General features: G+C 61.0%; 21 protein-coding genes. 8 read left to right on the top strand and 13 right to left on the bottom strand.

Annotation, left to right across the window (positions count from 1 at the left end; genetic code table 11):
• Window positions 1-328 precede the first annotated feature (328 nt).
• Window positions 329-790, bottom strand: coding sequence for a hypothetical protein (locus tag RY831_RS01845; protein WP_326504626.1), 462 nt, complete (start codon window positions 788-790; stop codon window positions 329-331).
• Window positions 791-1,302: 512 nt separating this feature from the next.
• Between RY831_RS01845 and RY831_RS01840 the strand changes: the two genes are divergently transcribed.
• From RY831_RS01840 to RY831_RS01805, 8 genes are all read left to right on the top strand, one after another.
• On the top strand, window positions 1,303-2,283 hold the full coding sequence (locus RY831_RS01840; RefSeq protein WP_326504625.1) for an MYG1 family protein: 981 nt from the start codon (window positions 1,303-1,305) through the stop codon (window positions 2,281-2,283).
• Between the two features lie 410 nt (window positions 2,284-2,693).
• On the top strand, window positions 2,694-3,578 hold the full coding sequence (locus RY831_RS01835) for an STAS domain-containing protein (protein ID WP_326504624.1): 885 nt from the start codon (window positions 2,694-2,696) through the stop codon (window positions 3,576-3,578).
• Between the two features lie 7 nt (window positions 3,579-3,585).
• Window positions 3,586-3,945, top strand: coding sequence for an STAS domain-containing protein (locus RY831_RS01830; protein ID WP_326504623.1), 360 nt, complete (start codon window positions 3,586-3,588; stop codon window positions 3,943-3,945).
• A gap of 27 nt (window positions 3,946-3,972) precedes the next feature.
• Window positions 3,973-4,410: an anti-sigma regulatory factor gene (locus tag RY831_RS01825; RefSeq protein WP_326504622.1), complete on the top strand. Its 438-nt coding sequence runs from the start codon at window positions 3,973-3,975 to the stop codon at window positions 4,408-4,410.
• Entirely contained in the window at window positions 4,395-5,423 is a 1,029-nt protein-coding gene (locus tag RY831_RS01820) for an ATP-binding protein (protein WP_326504621.1), read from the top strand. Before RY831_RS01825 ends, RY831_RS01820 begins: the two co-directional genes overlap by 16 nt.
• Window positions 5,424-5,430: 7 nt before the next feature.
• Window positions 5,431-7,245 carry an ATP-binding protein gene (locus RY831_RS01815; RefSeq protein WP_326504620.1) on the top strand — a complete coding sequence of 605 codons (1,815 nt, stop codon included), beginning with the start codon at window positions 5,431-5,433 and terminating at the stop codon, window positions 7,243-7,245.
• Between the two features lies 1 nt (window position 7,246).
• Window positions 7,247-8,773 (top strand): response regulator, encoded by a 1,527-nt coding sequence (locus RY831_RS01810; RefSeq protein WP_326504619.1) that lies wholly within the window; start codon window positions 7,247-7,249, stop codon window positions 8,771-8,773.
• Window positions 8,774-8,824: 51 nt separating this feature from the next.
• A complete protein-coding gene (locus RY831_RS01805) occupies window positions 8,825-9,421 on the top strand; it encodes an IMPACT family protein (protein ID WP_326504618.1) in 597 nt (198 codons plus the stop codon).
• 192 nt (window positions 9,422-9,613) lie between these two features.
• Here the strand turns inward: RY831_RS01805 and RY831_RS01800 are convergent, their stop codons facing one another.
• The 12 genes from RY831_RS01800 to RY831_RS01745 form a co-directional block, all read right to left on the bottom strand.
• Complete coding sequence (locus RY831_RS01800) at window positions 9,614-9,907, bottom strand: hypothetical protein (RefSeq protein WP_326504617.1); 294 nt, start codon at window positions 9,905-9,907, stop codon at window positions 9,614-9,616.
• A 315-nt stretch (window positions 9,908-10,222) separates the two neighbouring features.
• Window positions 10,223-10,795 (bottom strand): hypothetical protein, encoded by a 573-nt coding sequence (locus RY831_RS01795; protein ID WP_326504616.1) that lies wholly within the window; start codon window positions 10,793-10,795, stop codon window positions 10,223-10,225.
• Between the two features lie 169 nt (window positions 10,796-10,964).
• Window positions 10,965-11,234, bottom strand: coding sequence for a hypothetical protein (locus RY831_RS01790; protein ID WP_326504615.1), 270 nt, complete (start codon window positions 11,232-11,234; stop codon window positions 10,965-10,967).
• Window positions 11,234-11,692 (bottom strand): DUF2778 domain-containing protein, encoded by a 459-nt coding sequence (locus RY831_RS01785; RefSeq protein WP_326504614.1) that lies wholly within the window; start codon window positions 11,690-11,692, stop codon window positions 11,234-11,236. The genes RY831_RS01790 and RY831_RS01785 overlap by 1 nt, the downstream gene beginning before the upstream one ends.
• 205 nt (window positions 11,693-11,897) lie before the next feature.
• Entirely contained in the window at window positions 11,898-12,362 is a 465-nt protein-coding gene (locus RY831_RS01780) for a DUF3305 domain-containing protein (RefSeq protein ID WP_326504613.1), read from the bottom strand.
• A 46-nt stretch (window positions 12,363-12,408) separates the two neighbouring features.
• Complete coding sequence (locus RY831_RS01775) at window positions 12,409-12,774, bottom strand: hypothetical protein (protein ID WP_326504612.1); 366 nt, start codon at window positions 12,772-12,774, stop codon at window positions 12,409-12,411.
• Between the two features lie 18 nt (window positions 12,775-12,792).
• A complete protein-coding gene (locus RY831_RS01770) occupies window positions 12,793-13,332 on the bottom strand; it encodes a hypothetical protein (protein ID WP_326504611.1) in 540 nt (179 codons plus the stop codon).
• 11 nt (window positions 13,333-13,343) lie between these two features.
• Complete coding sequence (locus tag RY831_RS01765) at window positions 13,344-14,525, bottom strand: formate dehydrogenase subunit gamma (RefSeq protein ID WP_326504610.1); 1,182 nt, start codon at window positions 14,523-14,525, stop codon at window positions 13,344-13,346.
• On the bottom strand, window positions 14,506-14,748 hold the full coding sequence (locus tag RY831_RS01760; protein ID WP_326504609.1) for a hypothetical protein: 243 nt from the start codon (window positions 14,746-14,748) through the stop codon (window positions 14,506-14,508). Before RY831_RS01760 ends, RY831_RS01765 begins: the two co-directional genes overlap by 20 nt.
• Window positions 14,745-15,458, bottom strand: coding sequence for a formate dehydrogenase FDH3 subunit beta (gene fdh3B, locus RY831_RS01755; RefSeq protein WP_437126193.1), 714 nt, complete (start codon window positions 15,456-15,458; stop codon window positions 14,745-14,747). Before fdh3B ends, RY831_RS01760 begins: the two co-directional genes overlap by 4 nt.
• Window positions 15,459-15,500: 42 nt before the next feature.
• Window positions 15,501-18,380 (bottom strand): formate dehydrogenase subunit alpha, encoded by a 2,880-nt coding sequence (locus RY831_RS01750; RefSeq protein ID WP_326504607.1) that lies wholly within the window; start codon window positions 18,378-18,380, stop codon window positions 15,501-15,503.
• Window positions 18,381-18,498: 118 nt separating this feature from the next.
• Complete coding sequence (locus RY831_RS01745; RefSeq protein WP_326504606.1) at window positions 18,499-18,711, bottom strand: formate dehydrogenase; 213 nt, start codon at window positions 18,709-18,711, stop codon at window positions 18,499-18,501.
• Window positions 18,712-18,722: the final 11 nt, after the last annotated feature.

Here is an 18,722-nt window from a genome sequence, read left to right as displayed (position 1 = left end):
ATCTGCCGCCTTGATCCTAATCAAATTTGTCGACCCCATTGGGGTCTTGCTTCGAGAAAGCTGAGAGCAGCCGGGTATGCGGTTACCTTAAGTAAATCAAGCATCTTTCAAAGATGCATGATTTTTCGTAAATGAAATATCTTCAATCATGTATCTTAATTGAAGTGCATGGCCATAGTTTCTTTTAGGGAAACGGCGCGCCTCGAAAAATTTTATGTTCGCCCGCGTTGTGATTCACACGGTGTTGCCGTGAGGTCAGTGTTGAGTCGGCCTAATTAATAATCAGATTAAGAGGTATTAAATAGTCTGACCTTGCATTTTTAAGAAATCAATCTTTCGTTTTCCGTTTGACGCTCTTTTTTGCAGCAACCGAATTGTCTTCCCCCGAATCATGATGTTTCCTAGCCAGGCGCTGAACGAGTCGAACCGCGGATGGTTGTTCCATCATGATGATCAAGAGCCGGCGCACCGGCTCCGGCATTTCGCGGCAGTCCTGCTCGGACTTGGGTTTGCCGGGTACGTAGGGATAAAGCCATTTGTCCAGACCACGCTTCGAGACGCCGATCAGCTCGGCAAACTGTTCACGGTTCGGGGCAATCGACTCGAATGCCGCCATTGCCCTTTCCAGTAACTCTTTCTGCTGCTGAGCCTTTTGCAGCATCAAGCGGTCGCTGACGGAAATCGATGGCTTTTTCAGGCGCGGCTTTGCCGCTGGTGGTGCCGACGCCGAACTCTCCGCAGTTTTGCGCGTTCGTGTGCGTGTTGCCGGGACGGCAGGCTTGATAACCATGACAACTCACCTATTCCTTTCGATCCTGCACGCTTGTGACGGCAGGGCAATTAGTTCATGCGTCTTCCAGCGGGTAGCTGATAGACGGACGCTCGATCATTGTATGCACGGCGCACTCGTTGCTTGATGAACCGCGCAGCAGCGAGGAGCGGCGGGGCAACAGTGCCGCTGGCAGATTCCTGAGATTGCTCAACGACGCGAACACGCGTCGACGCTTCCTGATCATTAGTCACCGGCTGTTGTTGATCTGTGGTTAGTGGCTGGCTTGCAGGAAGCGATCTTGAATAAGTCTCTTCCGAGCTGGCTTGTTGAAATGCGCGGCGGCGGCGTGCGCTTCCCTGGCAAGGGATTCTAAATTAAAGGTCGTTTCGTGTGGAAATATTGTTCAACTTATATGTTTCAGTTTGTAAATTAACGTCGGAGCAGGAAAACGGGATGCCGGTCCCGAGCGAACCGCCTGTCATATCAACACTAGTGCATCTTGACGCCTGTTCCAGGGCCTCTTCTATAAAATGAATGCTCATTACATCAATTCATCGACCATGCTAATCGCCACCCACTCCGGAAAATTTCACGCCGACGACGTCTGGGCCGTCGCCGTCCTCGACCTGGTGTTCCCCAACTGCAATCTGGTCCGCACCCGCAACATGGACATCATTGCCGGCGCCGACTTCGCCGTCGATGTCGGCGGCGTATGGGATCCCAAGGCCGGCCGCTTCGATCATCATCAGAAAGGCTTTGCCGGCGCGAGGGAATCAGGCGTGGTCTATGCGAGCGCGGGACTGGTATGGAAAGAGCATGGGCCGCGCTGCGTGGCCCTCATTGCCCAGCGACATGCCTCTTACACGCTGTCGGAAGACAGCGCGCGCCAGATCGCTTATGCCATCGACGGCGACCTGGTGCAATATCTGGACATGGCCGATACCGGTGCAGCGAAGAATGCGCCGGGAAGCTACGGCCTCTCGGCCGTGATCTCCGGTTTCAATCCCAACTGGCTCGATGAGCAGGCAGCGCCCAGCGCGGCGGCGGCCGACGAACTGCGGCTGGCGCAATTTCGCAGGGCAATGGAATTCATCAGGGATATCCTGGTCAATGCGGTCAAATACCGTGTGAGCGGTTTGCTTGCGCTGGAGCAGGTACGCAGTGCCGAGCGCCTGGAGCAGGGACGCTTGCTGTTCATTAAGAACAGCGCGCTGCCATGGGTAACGGTGGTGCGCAATGAAATGCCGAATGTGCTGTTCGTCATCAGCCATAACATCGCCGAGCAGCGCTACATGCTGCACACTGTACCGGCGGCGGCGGACACCTTCGAAGCACGCAAGGATCTGCCGGCGTCTTGGGCCGGGTTGCAGGGCGCGGAGCTTGCGGCCGTGACTGGTGTGGAAGATGCCGGGTTCTGCCACAACAATCTCTTCATTGCCGCAGCGCGCAGCTACGAAGGCATATTGCGCATGGCTCGGCTGGCGCTCGACGAGCCTGTCCAGTCGGCGTGACCTGCCGGCCGCCAGCATCGAAATTGCCGCCTTGGCCTAGTGGTGCGTGTTAAAAATTTGTTGGTCAAATGCGGACGAAAATCGCGCCGATACTGCGTCAAAAATGCTCGCAAGGCCTCGGCCTTGCTACGCTTTTCTCCTTGTCTCGACACGATTTCGCCACATTTGCCTTCAACAAATTTCCAACTCACCCCACTAGGGCACCGGCTTCTTCGATATTTCTCAAAATCACTACGTACTTGATCATCGAATTTTTCGCTAGCTGATAGAATATCCGGTCGTCTGGCAGCTTGCCGCCGCAGTTGATTCAAGCGATGCATAAGGGAAATGCATGGGATGGTGTATTTCCTGGCGCGCTTATTACTGATCATAACAATAGCCACCATCCAGCCATTCATTTGGGAGAATCAATGAGTTCGATCACAACGGGACACTTGGCCAAAGTTCTGACCTCCAACAGCGAGCAGCTTCTGAACGGATGGGTCAACAGCATGCTCTCCCGCATGGTCAGGCGCGACAAGTCGTCAGAGAATGAAATGTTGCAGCAGGCGTCCCGTTTCCTTTCCCTGCTCGCCGCCGCGGTCTCCCAAGGGCAGAGCTATGACATCAATGCTCCCGCCTGGGGTGATGTCAAGGCGCTGCTTTCCGACATTTCGCTGACCCGCGTGCGCCAGGGCTTCTCGCCCATTGAAACCGCGACTTTCGTGTTCTCGCTCAAGGAGCCGCTGTTCGCGCTGCTGCGCACGGATTTGGCGGGCCAGCCTGAAGTGCTGGTCGAGGAAACGGCACAGACCGGCGCGCTGTTCGATCAGCTCGGCCTGTTTACCATTGCCGAATACCAGAAGGGCCGCGAGCAGGTCATCATGCGGCAGCAGCAGGAATTGCTGGAATTGTCGACCCCGGTGGTGCAATTGTGGAAGAACGTGCTGGCGCTGCCCCTGATCGGCACCCTCGACAGCGCGCGCACCCAGGTGGTGATGGAGAGCCTGCTGCAGAAGATCGTCGAAACCGGCGCCTCGATCGCGATCATCGACATCACCGGCGTGCCGACCGTCGACACCCTGGTGGCCCAGCATCTGCTCAAGACGGTCGCTGCCGCCCGCCTGATGGGCGCCGACTGCATCATCAGCGGCATCCGCCCGCAGATCGCCCAGACCATCGTGCACCTCGGCGTGAATCTGGAAGACGTGCTGACCAAGGCTACGCTGGCCGACGCCTTCGTCATTGCGCTCAAGCGCACCGGTGCCATCATCACGCATTCCGACTCCAACACCCCTAGCAACAGCAAGCAGTGAGGCCCTGATGGACCGTATTCCGATTTTACGGATGGGCCGGCTGCTGCTGGTGACCATCCAGGTCGACATGCACGACCGGCTGGCGATGACGCTCCAGGATGACCTGACGGCCAGGATCGTCAAGGATCGCGCCAACGGCGTGCTGATCGACATTTCCGCGCTCGACATCGTCGATTCCTTCATCGGCAGGATGATCAGCAACACGGCGGCGATGGCCAAGATTCTCGATGCCCGCACCGTGGTGGTCGGCATGCAGCCGGCCGTTGCCATCACCCTGGTCGAACTCGGACTGACGCTCGAGGGAGTGCGCACGGCACTCAACGTCGAACAGGGCATCCAATTGCTTCAGCGTTCCGACGAAGATTGAGGCCTGGCGGCCTCCTGGAACCGGAACATGCTCGGAAAGGCAGATGTGTTAAGTACAAAAGATGCTGAGGCAGTTGTCGTTCCCTTGCGCACGGACGAGGACGTGGTGCGTCTGCGTCAGGCGGTGCGGGAAGCGCTGATCGCGGTCGGCTTCAGCCTGATCGACCAGACCAAGATGGTCACCGCAGCCAGCGAACTGGCGCGTAATACGCTGCGCTACGGCGGCGGCGGGGAATCGCATATTGTCAAGCTTGCAAATGGAACGCGGCGCGGGCTTTCCCTCGCCTTCATCGATACCGGCCCGGGCATTCCCGACGTCGAGCTGGCGCTGAAGGACGGCTATACCACCGGCGGCGGCCTGGGCCTGGGCCTGAGCGGCGCCAAGCGGCTTTCCGATGAATTCGACCTGCAAACCGCCCCGGGACAGGGTACCACCGTGAGAATCACTAAATGGAAACCCTTCTAAGCTCCGGGGGACGGCAGGCCGTCTTCCCGATCGACGAAGCCAGCCAGATCGCGGCGGTGCGCCGCGGCGGATCCGATATTGCACGCAAGCAAGGGTTGGACGAAACCCTGACCGGCAAGGTGGCCATTGCCATCACCGAAGCGGCCACCAACATCCTCAAGCATGCCGGGCATGGCGAGATACTGCTGCGGCCGCTGACCGGCGGCGATGCCGCCGGAGTCGAGATCATCGCCCTGGACAAGGGCGCGGGCATCGTCAATCTCGGCCTCAACATGCAGGACGGGGTCTCCAGTTCCGGCACCTACGGCGTCGGGCTCGGCGCCATGCGCAGGATGGCGGACGAATTCGACATCTTTACCGGCGCCGGCCTCGGCACGGTGGTCTACATGGCCCTGTGGAACAGGCCGCAAGATGCGCAGGCCGGCACCTGGCAGGCGGGCAGCGTGTGCCTGCCGCTTGCCGGCGAAGAGGTTTGCGGCGATGCCTGGGTCATCGCCTCGGACCCGACCACGGCAACCGTCATGGTCGCCGACGGACTCGGGCACGGGGTGCAGGCCGCGCAGGCTTCGGAAGCGGCCATCGACTATCTTGCCGCTTACCCCGACGCCATGCCGGAAACCGCGCTCTGGGAAAGCCATGCCGCGCTGCGGGCGACGCGCGGCGCGGCGATCGCCGTGGCACGGATCGATACCCGGGCAGAAGAGCTGCGCTTTTGCGGCGTCGGCAATATTGCCGCGTCAGCCCAGCATGCCAGCGCCCGCCGCCAGCTGGTGTCGCACAACGGCATCGTCGGTAGCAATATGCGCAAGGTGCAGGAATTCTCCCTCGAGTGGCTGCCGGGCACCACCCTGATCATGCATTCTGACGGCCTCGGCACCCGCTGGCAGCTTGACCAGTATCCCGGCCTGGCGCTGGCCCATCCCGGCCTGATAGCAGCCGTGCTGTACCGCGACTTTGCGCGCGGGCGCGATGATGTTACGGTGCTGGTATTGCGTGAAAGAACCTTGCATTGAGCATGCCATGCGAATCCTGACCACTGCCATCCAGACCGAACTCGACGTCGTGATGTCGCGCCAGCGTGCGCGCCAGGTGGCGGCGCTGTGCGGCTTCGCCGTCCAGGACCAGGTGCGCATCGCCACCGCCGTGTCCGAGCTGGCCCGCAACGTGTACAACTATGCGCGGCGCGGACGCGTCGAATTTTCCATCGAGGGCAAGACCGCGCCGCAGGTGCTGGTCGTACTGATCGAAGACCAGGGACCAGGCATTTCCAACCTCGACCTGATCCTGTCCGGACGCTACCAGTCGGATACCGGCATGGGGCTCGGGCTGATCGGCGCGCGCCGCCTGATGGACCAGTTCGACATCTCCAGCCGGAAGGGCGAAGGCACTTCCATCACGCTCAAGAAGCTGCTGCCGCCCGGCGCGCCCGTTCTTACCCCGGCTTCCATCGGCGCGATCGGTTCGCAGCTGGCGTCCGATACGCCCGATATCACGCTGAGCGAAGTGCAGCAGCAGAATCGCGAACTGCTGGCCACGCTGGCCGAGCTGCGCGCCCGCCAGGAGGAACTGGTGCGGCTGACGCGGGAACTGGAAGACACCAATCGCGGCGTCGTGGCGCTGTATGCGGAACTCGATGAAAAGGCCGACCACCTGCGCCGGGCCGACGAAATGAAGTCGCGCTTCCTGTCCAACATGAGCCATGAATTCCGTACTCCGCTGAGCTCCATTCGCGGATTGTCCAAGCTCTTGCTGGACCGGATCGACGGCGAACTCACCGAGGAACAGGAAAAGCAGGTCAATTTCATTCTCAAGGGTGCGGAATCCCTGAACGAACTGGTCAATGACCTGCTCGACCTTGCGAAGATCGAAGCCGGCAAGGTCGATGTACGGCCGAAGAAATTCGACGTCGCGGAATTGTTCAGCGCGCTGCGCGGAATGCTGCGCCCCTTGCTGGTGACCGACACCGTCAAGCTGGTGTTCGAAGAACCCGGTGACGGCATGGTGCTCTACACGGACGAAGCGAAGGTGTCGCAGATTCTGCGCAACTTCATTTCCAACGCGATCAAATTCACGGAAGCCGGCGAAATCGCCGTCAGCGCGACGCGCCTGCCCGATGCGGAAGCGATCCGGTTTTCGGTGTCCGATACCGGGCTCGGCATCGCGTCCGAACACCAGCAGATCATCTTCGAGGAGTTCGGCCAGGTCGAGAACCGATTGCAGCACCGGGCCAAGGGAACCGGACTCGGCCTTCCGCTGTGCCGCAAGCTGGCCGAACTGCTCGGCGGACGGGTGGAACTGGAAAGCGAACCGGGCAAGGGTTCGGTATTCTCGGCAATCATTCCCATCACGTGCCGCCAGGACGATGCGGTGCCCGACGGCATAGCCGCTCCGGTTGCGGCCGCGGACGCGGGTGCCGACGACGAACGCCTGCCGGTCCTGGTGATTGAAGACCACCAGCAGACCAGGATGCTGTACGAAAAATACCTGCGCGGCACCAATTTCCGTCCCATTCCGGTGCGCAGCCTGTGGGAGGCGGAAGAAATCTGGACGACGCTTTCCCCGGCCGCCATCGTGCTCGACATCAACCTCAACGGCGAGGACACCTGGCGCTGGCTGATGGAAACCAAGAACGACGACGCGCGAAAGACAGTCCCGGTCGTCGTGGCGACCGAAATCGATGACCGCGCCAAGGGCCTTGCCCTGGGCGCGGATGCCTATTTCGTCAAGCCGGTCCTGCGCGACGAGCTGATCGCCGAACTCCTGCGCCTCACCATGCATGCCGCGAAGCCTTCGACCGGCACGATCGGCAGCGGAACGCAACCTTATGAAACCTGACATGACGTCCATGGATCAAGATCCGGTCATTCTCAACGTCGACGACACCGACGCGGCGCGCTATGCGAAGAGCCGCATCCTGTCGCGTGCCGGCTTCCGTGTGATCGAAGCCGCCACCGGCGCCGAAGCCATCAGCAAAGCCATGGGCGAAAAGCCGGCGCTGGTGCTGCTCGACGTCAAGCTGCCCGACATCAACGGCTTCGAAGTCTGTCGCCGGCTCAAGAACAATACCGACACCAAGACCATCCTCGTGCTGCAGACGTCGGCGTCTTACATCGGCACCTCCGACAAGATCCGCGCGCTCGAAGGCGGGGCCGACAACTACCTGTTCGAACCGATCGAACCGGAGGAACTGGTAGCCAACGTGCGCGCGCTGCTGCGCCTGAGCCATGTCGAACGCGAATTGAGGGAAGTGGACCGGCGCAAGGATGAATTCCTTGCCGTACTGGCGCACGAACTGCGCAATCCGCTCGGCCCGATCCGCAACGCCGTGGAACTGATGCGCGGCCTCGATCCCAACGACCGCGAAGCGCATGAAAACGCGCACCAGACCATTTTGCGGCAGACCGAACACATGGTGCGCCTGGTCGACGACCTGCTCGACGTGGCCCGCATTTCCCAGGGCAAGCTGTCCCTGCAGAAGCAGCCGGTCGAGCTGCGCGGCATCATCGATGCCGCCATCGAGACTGCGCGTCCCATGATCGAAGGCCGCCGGCACAAGCTGTCGGCGGAGCTGCCGAAGGACGAGATCTGGATCGACGGAGACGGCGTGCGGCTGTCGCAGACCATCTGCAATGTGCTCAACAATGCCGCCAAGTTCACGGGCCAGGGCGGCGAGATCGCACTGAGCGCCGAGAAGCGCGATGGTGTCGTCTGCATACAGGTGCGCGACAACGGCATCGGCATTCCTCCCGACGAACTCGACGCCATCTTCTCGATGTTTGCCCAGGCCGGCCATTCCGCGGACCGCGTCAAGGACGGACTCGGCATCGGCCTGTCGCTGTCGAAAACCCTGGTGGAGCTGCACAACGGCAGCATTGCCGCCTACAGCGAAGGCGTCGGGCAAGGCAGCCGTTTCGAAATCTGCCTGCCGCTGCTTGCAGCGGCGCCGGCCGCGCCGCAAGCCGCAACCGCCGAGGTGGACCCCCGGAAACTGGCTTACCGCATCCTCGTCGTCGATGACAATCACGATGCGGCCGAGATCATTTCCGAACTGCTCAGGATCAGCGGCCACGAGGTCATGACGGTCCACACCGGCAAGGATGCGCTGGCGATGGCCGCCAGCTTCCTGCCCGATATCGCCATCCTCGATCTTGGCCTGCCCGACATGGACGGCACCACGGTGGCCGCAAAACTGCGGCAGATGCCCGAAGCGTCGAAGGCATCGCTGATCGCGCTGACCGGCTATGGCAAGCCGGCCGATATCGAACGCACGCAGGCGGCGGGCTTCGACGACCATCTGGTCAAGCCCGTCAAGTTCGACCACTTGATGGAAACGATCGCGCGGCTGCGGAGCCAGGCGGTATAAGCGCCGTATTGCAAAAATTTTTAACGTTCCATCCTCACACCGCGAGTCCGCGTGCCTGCATACTCCCTGTCGGCGGCCGTCCAGTCAGAGCTGGACATCAAGAAAAGCCGTTTCATCGCCATCGTCGCACCGGTCCAGGACCGCGCAGCGGCAATGTGCCTGGTCGCGGGCCTGCGTGAACAGCATCGCGCCGCGTCCCATGTCTGCTGGGCCTTGATGGCCGGCGGACAATCCGGCATGTCGGACGATGGCGAGCCTTCAGGCACCGCCGGCAGGCCGATGCTGGAAGTCTTGCGCCATCATGACCTCGACGGCGTGGTCGCCGCCGTGGTGCGCTACTACGGCGGCGTCAAGCTGGGAGCCGGAGGCCTGGTGCGTGCCTACACCGACGCGGTGGCGGCGGCGCTCAAACAGGCGCAACTGATCGAGCACGTCCCGATGTCTCTGCTCGTGCTGCGGCTGCCGTATGCCGACGAGGCGCGCGTACGGCGCTGGATCGAGCAGCAGGAATATGCGCTGGTGAAAGCCAGCCATGACGACGATGTGCTCATGACGGTGCAGCTGCCTGCGGCCGATGCCGAGCTGGCTGGCGGCCTGCTGCGCGATATCACGCAGGGCCGCGTGCAGCAGATCGATACGGATGCTTGAGCGGAGCTTATACGCCATGGTTGTACGCGCCCTGCATTCGATTGCGTCGTGATCCTGGCGGTTCGCATCAGGCATCGGGACATCACCCGCTTCGCATGATTGCCGCGGGCCTGTACCTGCGCCTTGAATGGCGGAGGCCGCTTCATACCAATCCCAAGTCATGGAATGGAATGGAATGGCTTGGGATTAGTATTAGATTTCCCGGGTCTCGGCGAGGCTGGAATTCAGCCGGCATTTCAGGCGAATCAGGGCAATGGCGGCGAATCCTGCTGCCATGACGCTTGAGCAGATTGCAAAGCTGATCAGGAGCTGCAATTCGGCGATGTCATCCGGATCGGCCGACCTGAGCAGCCGGTCGGTCCAGCTCCACGATGGCAGCGGCACATACGGCCACAGTTCGGGAAACGATATCCAAAGCAGTGCGCAGGACAGGGACAGTACGATCCATAGCGTCGACAGGTAAACTGCCTTGGTAAATCTCATCATCGGACAATGACCTTATCTTGGGCGACACGGTGCCATCCCGGCGAGGGGCAGCCGCACGGACATGCAAGAGCGCCATGCCACTGCCGCGCTGTCGGAGAAGCAGCATGTCGGAAGATTGAATCGGGCAATGGCTGCAGGGACATCCGGCGCGCCGGCCCTCTCGCCGACGAGCTGCCGCAGCCGGAGCCGCAGCTACACTACCTGCCTGTTGATTGTAGGCGAGGATGGATGGAGTGTTTCGGAGGAAATTAAGCCAATTTGTTAAGGATTGTTACCGTTTCGCTGCCCGGTGATGGATGATGCGCATTGATGAGTTCAAGGCTCTTCCCACTGGCACTGTATGTGCCGTGTCGGCAGCGGAACGATGCGCTCCTGGGTGATATCAAAGGTCCATGCCCGCCTGACGCCAGTTTTCCAGTCGATGCGTTCGCGCCTGCCCCAGCTGAGAAGCGCGATGAAGTCCATGCCGTAACGGCCCTGGACGCTGCAGAGTCCCTCAAACGATGAGTACAGAACAGGCCGTTCCGGGTTGCGGAGATTTTTAAGGAGTTCAAGCTTTGGCAGAGGCAGAAGGTCGACGACGCGCCATATGCCATACTTATGAGAATCGTCTATCTTCTTCGAAAGCAGTATCACTACATGTCCGCTGCAATATACGTACTCCTTTGCCCAGTTGTAGTGATCAACGCCATCGAGATGAATTATTCCCCCGCCTTCATAGGTGCAGTTGCTGATATCCGGCGCGATGAGTTCACCCATTAATCGCGGCGAATACTCAATCCCATAAAGCTTTCGTGCTTCTTTCTTTATTGAAGCGGGAGGTCCAGATGCGTACGACTGGACGTGATGCAGAAACAGCATGGCAAGGATGCAAATGCCGGTCCTCATAGCAAATCCATCTGAGCATTGATAACTCTTACTTTCAAGCCCAGTCCCGACAATGCCTTCTTTTGCTTGCAATCGTCATCAAAGGAACATCCGGTTGGCGCAAGTCCGAAAGCTCCTGGCGTATTCAAGGTGCCATCAAGCTCGAAGCTAGATCTCCTGGCCTTGTCCACTATTGATCTCTTCTGTTAAAGCCGGGCAGCAGGCGGCGACATGCGAGGAATGCCAGACCGACCACCACCGCAGATATCGAAAAACAGACAAGAAATTCCAAATCGGCTACGTCTTCAGCATTAGCTGATCGATAAAACTTATCGACCTGCTCCCATACTAAAGAAGGTAGACGTGGTAGTTGTTCCGGATTGCCGAGCCACCAATGTGTAAGAAACATGGATGCAGCAATCCAGCAAAGCACGATAAAAATCGACTTGAAGGCGTTCATTATCGGACCCAAAGCTTGCCATAGGCTTTCAATTTCGAGCCGGGAATCGCGGTTGGACTTGCGCTCTCAAGACAAGCACGTAGTCGGAAGAAGTCCACCTGCTTTTCTAATACGATGCAACCCTTGCTAATCCCAGAAGGGCCCTTGGGGTGAAGTCTGAAGTTGCCGCGTTCAACTTCATTGCAGTAGGTGTAATCGTCAATCTTCTGATCAACCGCATACAACGCAAACCATTCTGACCGGTTGCTAATGCGGTCCCGCAAAGGGCCAAGCAATCCGCCCGATTCTCTGTCGAGAATATAGTACAGGCCAGGTGGAACTGGGCCGGCGTTGGCAAGACAACCGGCATGACGTTTGTTGACATGAGGAGCCAGTCCGGAGAAGGCAGGATAGCTGAATGGTCCCAGCTTTAATGCACTCAAAGCTTGGTCGTTAAGTTCAAAATGAAGTTGAAACATGCTTGTGCCTCATACAGGAACGTAAGTTGCGAACAAGCGTAGTTTAGAGATATTAAAATTGCAACATATGCAATTTTTTAATGAGTTTTAATACAACAAACAGTTACGCAAAAATGCTGTATCTGAGTGGTCTCACAAGGATAAGGCTTCGACTGTAAAGACCAGACTGCGCGCATCTTCGTCAGGCAATCCCAGCCGCATCGCCTCACCCGTGCCCACGTCTGCCCCGCGGCTTCGGCTGGTAATGCGCCTGCAGATAGGCAGTCAGCCAGGCATGGATATCCGGCGGCATGGCAACGCCGTCGGCGCAGTCCCCCGAGTCCAGCATGCGCGTGCCTTCGCCGTAGCTGACCGAAACGGTGACCGGCACCGCGCGTTCTTCCTTCATCTGCCACATCACGAAAATGCGGGGCTGGGGCGCGGCCCAATTTTCGAAGTAACCGTCATCTTCGTCGCGGTGCAGTTCGAGCTGCAGGCCGGGATGAAGAAAGGATTCCTGGTTGTCCGACCATTGCAGTGCCTGCACGCCGCTCAGTTCGGGCGGGCAGGCAACGACGCCGGCCACCGACCAGCTGACCGAAGAGGCCCAGCGGTGCTCGACGATGCGACGCTGCATGATGACGGCCACCGGCATGCTGGCCATCAGCATGATGCGCTTCTCCGATGCCATTCGTGCCGGTTGCCCGCAGCGAAGAAGGTCGATGGAAAGCGCATCATCATTTGCCTTTCTTTTCAGGATCCTTGACATCGGAACTCGGCGGCGCGGTTCCAGCCTTTTCGCTGCGGATGGGTGAGGCAGGCGGAGGATTGCCGGCGCCGCCCGGCGCCTGTCCGCCTGTCGATACCTGGGGATGTGTTTCCCAGCCATTGGCGGCGGCACGCTCCCTCCAGCGGGATGCGATTTTTTCCATCGAGGCGGCCAGTTCCTTTTTTTCCTTCTCGGCCTGGGCTGCCGCCTGCTCCTTTTTCGCGGCAGCGGCCTGCTGCTGCTCGGGTGTCAGCGCAGGCAGCTTGGCGAACGCCGGTACTGCAAGCAGGAGGGGCAGGAATGCTGCGGCGAGACGGCTTGTGACAAATGGCATGGCGAGGCTCCTTACTGGTTACTTTGCGCTGTCCTGCCCGGGCACTGCGGGAGACGCGCCTCCAGGTCCGGGCGGCGCAGCCTGGCTCGCGGCCGCGCCGCTCGTGGTGCCGCCCATCTCCGCGCCGCTGGGCGTGCCGCCCGAGCCTTCCGGGATGCCGGGCGTTCCGGACACGCCGGTGCCACCGGGCGTCTGTCCGCGCACGCCTTCCTGGCCGGCATTGGCACCGGAAGCCCCTGCGCCACCCATGCCGCCCCCCTCGCCCGCCTCGCCTGTGTTGGCTGGGATGCTTGTACTGCTCATGGCCGCGCCGCCGGTATTGCCGCCGGCGCCCTGCGGTATGCCGGGAGTGCCGCTGGGCGGGCGTGCCTTGTTGCCGCCTGCGGCCTGCGCCATGATGGCGCCGCTGGTGCCGCCGCCGGACGATACCTGGCCAGGAAATTTTGTTTGCATGACGCCGTTGTCGGCGGTGTCCGGACCGCCCCTGTCGCAGCCGGCGATTGCGATAACCGCCAGTGCAATTGCCAGAAGCCGCGCGGCGGATGTGCGTGTATTCATGTCTTGTCCGCTTAGCTGCGTGAATGGGAAGGCGCGCCCGGCGGCAGCGGCTCGTGCGAGGGCGCTCCGGCATGCCGGTCGCGCAGCTCGTTGTACCAGAGTTCGTGATGCGAGTGCGCCCATTCCTCGTCGACCGTGCCGTAGCGCATCGCATGATAGGCGCCGGGCGTGCCCCAGGTGCCGATATAGATATGTCCCATCGCGGCAGCGATGTAGAGGGTGCCGCCGATGATGTGCAGGTAGTCGGCCATCTGCAGAAGGTAGCGGGTCAGGCCGAAGTTGGAGCCGATACTCTTGAAGTAGGGGAAGTTCAGCATCAGCCCGGTGACCGACATCAGCAGACCGAGCAGGGTTACGCCGCCCCAGAACCAGATCTTCTCGCCGGCATTGAAAAAGCCGGCGGGAACATGCTCATGCTTGATCATGCCGCCGCCTTTCTTGATCCATTGCCAGTCCCAGCGGCGGAAGATGTTGCGGTTCAGGAAGGTGAAGAACATCAGGACCGAGCAGACGATGAACAGCGGCCCGACGAAGTTGTGCAGATACTTGGAAAGCAGTGCAACCCAGTAGAACGCGCTGTGCCCCAGCCAGGGCAGGATGATGTTCTTGCCGAACAGGATAATCACGCCCGATACCGCCAGGATGATGAAGGTGATCGCCGTGGCCCAGTGCACGATCCGATCCCAGCTGGTGAAGCGCTGGATCTGTCCGCCGCCGCCGCCGCTTTCCGCCGCCGGCCCGACGGCGCGATAGAAGCCGAAGATCAGCAGCGGCACGACGAGAAGAATGGTGCCGGCAATCGATGCGATGGGGCCGTTGCGCAGGTTGCGCCAGGTATTGCCGCCGCGCTGCAGGATCACATCCTGTTCCGGCATGAAGCCCGGCGGCACGATGAAGTGGCGGTCGAAATGATTGCGGCCCGACTTGGCCGAGCCGAAGCCGGGTTCGGGCACATCCTTTTCCGACTGCAGGATGGTTTGCTCTTCGGCGTAGGCGGGCTGCGCGCTCTCATGCGGCACCGCAGCCCGGGCAACGGAGCCAAGGCCAGATGCCGGAAGAACGAGCAGCAACATCAGCAACATCAGTAACAACATCGGCAGCGGCATCAATGCCTGCGGCAGGCGCCGCCGGAAATGAGGAAAGTACATCGTCAGGCTCCGGTCAGGCTCGTTGTCAGGGCTGGGTGCGTTCATACTCGTTCTGCAGGTGATTGCGGTTGGTGATCGCCGCATTCCATGACAGCCGGTCGTTGTGGAAGTAACTGCGCTGGGGCATGTCGTCGGGCTTGCCGTCGTACTGGCCCTCCCGCCACGGCGGATACTGCTCGACTTCCAGGCAGCCGGTCAGCAGCAGCGGCAGCACGGCGGCGCACAGCCATCTTGCGCGGCGCCGCAGTCCGGTGGTCAGCGTCTTCATGTGGGCAGCCTCCTCGGGTTGTTCTGGAAGTTGTCCGGTACCTGGTTGGTGCGCGGGCCTTCGGGGCCGCCGGTATCGTGGTTGCGATTGACGCCGTTGCTGCCGTTGCTGGTGCCCCCGCCGCCATTGTCGCGCCGCTTTTCATAGGCGATATCCCAGCCCCACAGTTCCGGACCGTAGCCGCGCGTATCCACCCGCTGCTTGTAGATGCTGGCGATGATGTTGGCATCGCCGCCGAGCAGCGCCTTGGTGCCGCACTGCTCCGCGCACTGCGGCAGCTTGCCTTCGCTGATGCGGTTGCGGCCGTACTTCTGGAATTCGATCTCGGAATTGTCCGGTTCGGGACCGCCGGCGCAAAAGGTGCATTTGTCCATCTTGCCGCGATGATTGAAGGCGCCGGTGTCGGGAAATTGCGGCGCGCCGAAGGGGCAGGCGAGATAGCAGTAGCCGCAGCCGATGCACTTGTCCTTGTCATGCAGCACGATGCCGTCGACCGTGTGATAGAAACAATCTGTCGGGCACACCGCCATGCAGGGCGCGTCGGTGCAGTGCATGCAGGCCACCGACATGTATTGTTCGCCAGGCTGGCCGTCGTTGATGGTGACCACGCGCCGCCGGTTCACTCCCCATGGCGTCTCGTGTTCGTTCTTGCAAGCCGTGACGCAGCCGTTGCAGTCGATGCAACGCTCGGTGTCACAGATGAACTTCATTCTCGCTGCCATTGCCGCTCCTCATGTGCCTGCACGGTCGCGCTAAACCCGCACGACCCTGCACAGCGATACCTTGGTTTCCTGCATCATGGTCACCACGTCGTAGCCATAGGTCCAGCCGGTATTGGCGGCTTCGCCCAGCACGATCGGCGCGGCTCCTTCCGGATAATTCTTGCGCAGGTCCTCGCCCATCCACCAGCCGCCGAAGTGATACGGCATCCACACCGTGCCCTGCGCCACCCGCGGCGTGACCATCGCGTACACCTTGAGTCGCGCACCGCTCGGCGTTTCCACCCAGACGAACTCCTTTGTCTGCACGCCGATCTGCATCGCATCCTGCGGGCTGATCTCGACGAACATCGCCTGCTGCAGTTCGGCCAGCCAGGGATTGGAACGGGTCTCGTCGCCGCCGCCTTCATACTCGACCAGGCGGCCGGAGGTCATGATGAGCGGATAGTCCTGCGAGAAGTCCTTGGCCTGCACCGATTTGTAAAGCGTGGGAAGGCGCCAGAAAGCGGCCTTGTCGTCGTAGGTCGGATACTGCTTCACCAGGTCGCGGCGCGGACTCATCAGCGGTTCGCGGTGCACAGGCACAGGGTCGGGGAAGTTCCACACATGGCAGCGGGCGCGCGCATTGCCGAACGGCGCGCAGCCATGCTTGATAGCCACGCGGATGATGCCGCCCGAGAGGTCGGTCTTCCAGTTCTTGCCCTCGGCCGCCGCCTGCTCTTCCGGCGTCAGCTCGGCCCACCAGCCGAGGCGCTTGAGGAATATGTGGTCGAACTCCGGATAGCCGGTATCGATCTCGCTATCCATGTTGGTCGAGCCGTCGGCCGCCAGCAGGCTCTCGCCCTTGTATTCCACGCCCCAGTTGGCGCGGAAGGGCAGGCCTCCCTCCGCAATCGGCTTGGACAGGTCGTACAGGATGGGCGTGCCCGGATGCTTCATTTCCGGCGTTCCCCAGCACGGCCACGGCAGGCCGTAGTAATCGCCCTTGCACGGCCCGTATTCTGCGCGCAGCGTGGTCGGGTTGAAGGTGTGCTTGTTGTGCATGTGCAGCTTGAGCCGCTCCGGGGAGCAGCCGGTGTAGCCGATGGTCCAGCAGGAGCGGTTGATCTCGCGCAGGATGTCCTCGATCACCGGCTCGTTGTTGACCACCTTGATGTTCTTGCACATCTCGTTGGCGAACCCGAACTTCTTCGCGAACAGGTACATGATCTCGTGGTCGGTCTTGCATTCGAACAGCGGCTGGATCACCCGCTCGCGCCACTGTATGCTGCGGTTGGAGGCGGTGCACGATCCCTGCGTCTCGAACTGGGTAGTGGCCGGCAGCAGGTACACGCCATCCTTGCGGCCGTGCATCGCGGCGGTCATGGTCGGATAGGGATCGATCACCACCAGCATGTCGAGCTTCTGCATCGCCGCCTTCATGTCGGGCAGCCGCGTCTGGCTGTTCGGCGCATGGCCCCAGTAGACCACCGCGCGCAGATTGCTCGGCTGGTCCACATAGTCATTGCTCTCGAGTACGCCGTCGAACCAGCGGCTGACCGTGGTGCCCGGTTTTTCCATCAGTTCCTTCGAGCCGAACCGCGAGAGCAGCCATTCATAATCGACGCCCCAGACGGTGGCGAAGTGTTTCCACGCGCCTTCGGCCAAGCCGTAGTAGCCGGGCAGGGAATCGGGATTGGGGCCGACATCGGTGGCGCCCTGCACGTTATCGTGGCCGCGGTAGATGTTGGCGCCGCCGCCGGCGATGCCGATGTTGCCCAATGCCAGCTGCAGGATCGACAGCGTGCGCACGTTGGCCGTGCCGACATGGTGCTGGGTGACGCCCATGCACCAGACCACCGAGGAAGGCCTGTTCTTGGCGAGCATCTCCGCCGCCTGGCGCACCGCGGCTTCCGGCACGCCCGTCACATCCGAGACCTTCTGCGGCGTCCATTTCGCGACTTCGCGGCGCACCTCTTCCATGCCGTAGGTGCGGGCGGCAATGTATTCCTTGTCTTCCCAGCCATTCTCGAAGATGTGCCATAGCACGCCCCAGACGAAGGCGATGTCGGTGCCGGGACGGATGCGCACATAGTGATGCGCAAAGCGCGCGGTGCGGGTGAAGCGCGGGTCGACCACGATCATCTTCGCGCCCAGCTCCTTCGCATGCAGGAAGTGCAGCATCGAGATCGGATGCGCCTCCGATGGATTGGAGCCGATGAACAGCACCGCCTTCGAATGGCTCAGGTCATTGAAGGAATTGGTCATCGCGCCGTAGCCGTAGGTCTGCGCGACGCCCGCAACCGTGGTGGAGTGGCAGATGCGAGCCTGGTGGTCGGTATTGTTGCTCCCCCACATCGAGACGAACTTGCGCAGCAGATAGGCTTGCTCGTTGTTGTGCTTGGAGGAACCGATCCAGAAAATGGAGTCCGGCCCCGCCTGCTGGCGCAGCTGCAGCAGCTTGTCGCCCACCTCGTTGAGTGCCTGGTCCCAGCTGATGCGCTGGTACTTGCCGTCGACCAGCTTCATCGGATAGCGCAGCCGGTGCTCGCCATGTCCGTGCTCGCGCACCGATGCGCCTTTCGCGCAATGCGCGCCCATGTTGATGGGAGAGTCGAACGCGGTCTCCTGGCGCACCCAGACGCCGTTGTGCACGATCGCATCCACCGAGCAGCCGACCGAGCAGTGGCTGCATACCGTGTGCTTGAGTTCGGTGTTGGCCGGCCCCACCGTATTGACCTGCTCGGCGGCGGCGGCCGGCTCGATCACATTGAAAGGCAGATGCCGCGCCATCAGGCCCGCGCCCGCAGTGACGCCGGCGCGGATCAGGAAACCGCGGCGATTGATCGTGGCCGTGGCGATGCGGTTCAGGCCCCTGCGCAGCGAGCTGCCTTGTGTATTGTTTGCACTGCTCGACTTCTTTACCAGCGTCATGGAACGCTCCGTGGATGCTAGCGAATAAACAAAATTTCTCGCTTCGGGTCAGCTCCCTTCTCCCGCAGGCGGGAGAGGGGGGATTGACTTGACGTGCTGAGGAAGGTGAGTTCCCGAATCAAAAATACGCCGCCGACCTGTAATACTTCCGAATATGCTCCGTCTCGTGATACCCCACGCTGCCCGCTGTCTTGTCCGCCGATACTTCCGGCACCAGGACCTCCGGCGCACTCTGCGTTCGGGTGATCAATGCGGCGACCGCAACCACCGGCGCGCATGCGGCGGCGGTGAGAAAGATCCGACGCTTCGCGTCATGGCTTGCCATCTTCATAGTGTCTTTCC

Origin of the sequence: Noviherbaspirillum album, assembly GCF_035916955.1 — a bacterium.
Classification (GTDB): Bacteria; Pseudomonadota; Gammaproteobacteria; order Burkholderiales; family Burkholderiaceae_D; genus Noviherbaspirillum; species Noviherbaspirillum album.
This window is presented reverse-complemented; position numbering and strand designations above follow the sequence as displayed.